Source organism: Streptomyces sp. 8L (assembly GCF_020176795.1).
Taxonomy (GTDB): Bacteria; Actinomycetota; Actinomycetes; order Streptomycetales; family Streptomycetaceae; genus Streptomyces.
The window spans coordinates 1-2683 of record NZ_JAIUKE010000777.1 but is presented as its reverse complement, the minus strand read 5'-3'; the positions used below and the strand labels follow the sequence as shown (position 1 = coordinate 2683).

Sequence of the window (2683 nt, the reverse complement as noted above, 5' to 3'; positions counted from 1 at the left end):
GGAGCGGAGCCGTGGTGGCTCCCGCCCTCGCGCGAAGAGCCTCCCGCGGGGGGGGGGGCGCCGCCCGGGGGCGCGCCGGGGGGGGGCGGGGGCGCCCGGGGGGGCGGGGGGGCCGGGGGGGGCGGTGGCCGGCCGGGCGTGCGGGCACCCCTACGCCCCGGCGGGGGTGGGGGGGGGGCCCGGCGTGGGCGGCGGCGGGCCCGGCGGCGGCGGCCAGGACGGTACAGGCGCCGGCGGGCGGGCCGCGGCGGGCGGCCCGACGGGACGTTCCGGAGGATGGTCATGAGCGGCCGGGGGAAGCTGACGCTGGGCGCCCTGCTCGCCACGCTGCTGGCGGCGTGCGCGCTGCTGCCGCTGGTCAACTCGTATCTGTGGCTGTTCGAAGCCGCCGTACTCGCGGGCCTGGTCAGCGGGGTCGGGGCGCTGGCGCGCCGGGTTCCGCTCGCCAGGACGCTCACCGTCCTGCTCCAGGCGATCGTGGTCCTGCTGCTCCTCACCGTCGTCTTCGCGCGGAACGCGGCACCGCTCGGCCTGCTCCCGACCCCGGGCGTCTTCCAGCGGTTCTCCACGCTGCTGACGTCCGGCGGCCAGGACGTCACGCGGTACTCGATCCCCGCGCCGCCCACCGACGGCATCAAGCTGATGCTGATCGGCGGTGTGCTGGTCATCGGACTCGCCGTGGACGCGATCGCCGTCACGTTCCGCAACGCGGCCCCCGCGGGACTGCCGCTGCTCGCGCTGTACTCGGTGGCCGCGGGCATCTCGGCGGACACCGGGTCCACCGCGAGCTGGCTGTGGTTCCTGCTGGCCGCCGCCGGCTATCTGTTCCTGCTTCTCACGGAGGGCGGCGACCGGCTCTCCCAGTGGGGGCGGGTCTTCGGCGGCGGTCAGCGCAGGCCGGGCCACCCGCCCGGCGCACCGCCGGCGCGCGCGTCGGCACCGGCGCGCACCGGCCGGCGCATCGGTGTGGTGGCGCTCGGGATCGCCCTCGTCGTCCCGCTGGCGCTGCCGACTCTCGGCGGCGGGCTGCTCGCCGGCATCGGCGGCGGCAACGGCCCCGGGATCGGCGGGGGCACCATCTCGGCGGTGAATCCGCTGGTGTCCCTCCAGGACGACCTCAACCAGGACGACGACCGGGAGGCCCTGCGCTACCGCACCAACGCCACCGACGGGCAGGGCATGTACCTGCGGATCATGTCGCTCGACGAGTTCGACGGCACGACCTGGCGGTTCTCGCAGCGCAAAGTGCAGGACGTACCGGACTCCCTGCCTGCACCGCAGGGCCTCGCGCCCGATGTGAGCACCACGAGGATCGCCACGAGCATCACGGCTGCCCCCTGGTACCGGCAGAACTACCTGCCGATGCCGTACCCGGCCACGCATGTCTCGGTGCGGGGCCGCTGGCGGTACGAGCCGGAGGGCCGCACGCTCGTCGGCGACCGGGGACAGTCCACGCGGGACGCGCGCTACACCGTCGACAGCCTGGAGGTGAACCCGAGCAGGCAGCAACTGGCCTCCGCGGGGCGGCCTCCCGCGTCGATCCAGCACGAGTACACCGAGGTGCCGTCCAGCCTGCCTGCCGTGGTGAAGAAGACCGCCGAGGACGTCACGGCGGGGTCGAAGAACAACTACGAGAAGGCCGTCGCGCTCCAGGACTGGTTCGCGGCCGACGGCGGCTTCACCTACGACACCCACGTCAACTCGGGCACGGGCCCGGACGCGATCGCCAGATTCCTGAAGGAAAAACGCGGCTTCTGCATACACTTCTCCTTCACGATGGCGGCGATGGCCCGCACCCTGGGCATCCCCGCCCGGGTCGCGGTCGGCTTCGCGCCGGGCACCCCCGAGGGCGACGGCACCGTGGACGTCGGGCTGCGGGACGCGCACGCCTGGCCCGAGCTGTACTTCCAGGGCGTCGGCTGGACGCGCTTCGAGCCGACGCCGAGCCGGGGCAGCCTGCCCGCCTACACGCTGCCCGCGTCACCGTCCGACCCCGACACCGGGACCTCGGTGCAGCCGGCCCAGCCCGAGTCGGCCGCGCCCTCCACGGCCCCTTCGTCGTCCAGCAGCTGTGCCCCGCAGGACCAGCGGCTCGGCGCGTGCGGTCAGGCCGCGGCGCAGGCGCCGGAGCCGCCCTCCGGCCCCGGGGCCCGGAGCGGGACGTGGACGCTGGTCGGCGCCGGGATCGCGCTGCTGGTCCTGGTCGGGCTGCTTCCCCTGCTGTACCGGACGAGGACCAGGGCCCGCAGGCTCGGCGCGGGCGCGCACCTCGGCGCGGAACCGGGCGCGCCGGCCCTCGCCGCCTGGCAGGAGCTGACCGACACGGCCTGGGACCACGGCATCGTGCCCGACGAGGCGCGGACGCCGCGCCGTGCTGCGGAGCGGATCGTGGCGCTGGGCTCGCTGGACGAGGCGGCAGCGGCCGCGGTGCACCGGCTGGCGGACGCGGTGGAGCAGGTCCTGTACGCGCCGGCGCCGGCGCCGCGCACGGGCCTCGCCGAGGACGTGGGCCGGGCCAGGGCCGCACTGCGCGCCTCGGCGGGCAGGGCCACCAGGCTCCGGGCGCTGCTGCTGCCCCGCTCGTCCGTCCGGGTGGTCTGGGCGCTGTCACAGCGCCGGGAGTCCCTCGCGTCCCGCTGGGCGCCGCAGCGCCTGCTCCCGGCCTCCTGGCGCAGGCCGTAGC

At 76.3% G+C, this 2683-nt stretch carries 1 protein-coding gene; it reads left to right on the top strand.

All coding sequences use genetic code 11. The features are described from left to right. Positions 1-282 precede the first annotated feature (282 nt). Entirely contained in the window at positions 283-2682 is a 2400-nt protein-coding gene (locus tag LCE31_RS38595; RefSeq protein WP_225022877.1) for a transglutaminase TgpA family protein, read from the top strand. Position 2683 lies beyond the last annotated feature (1 nt).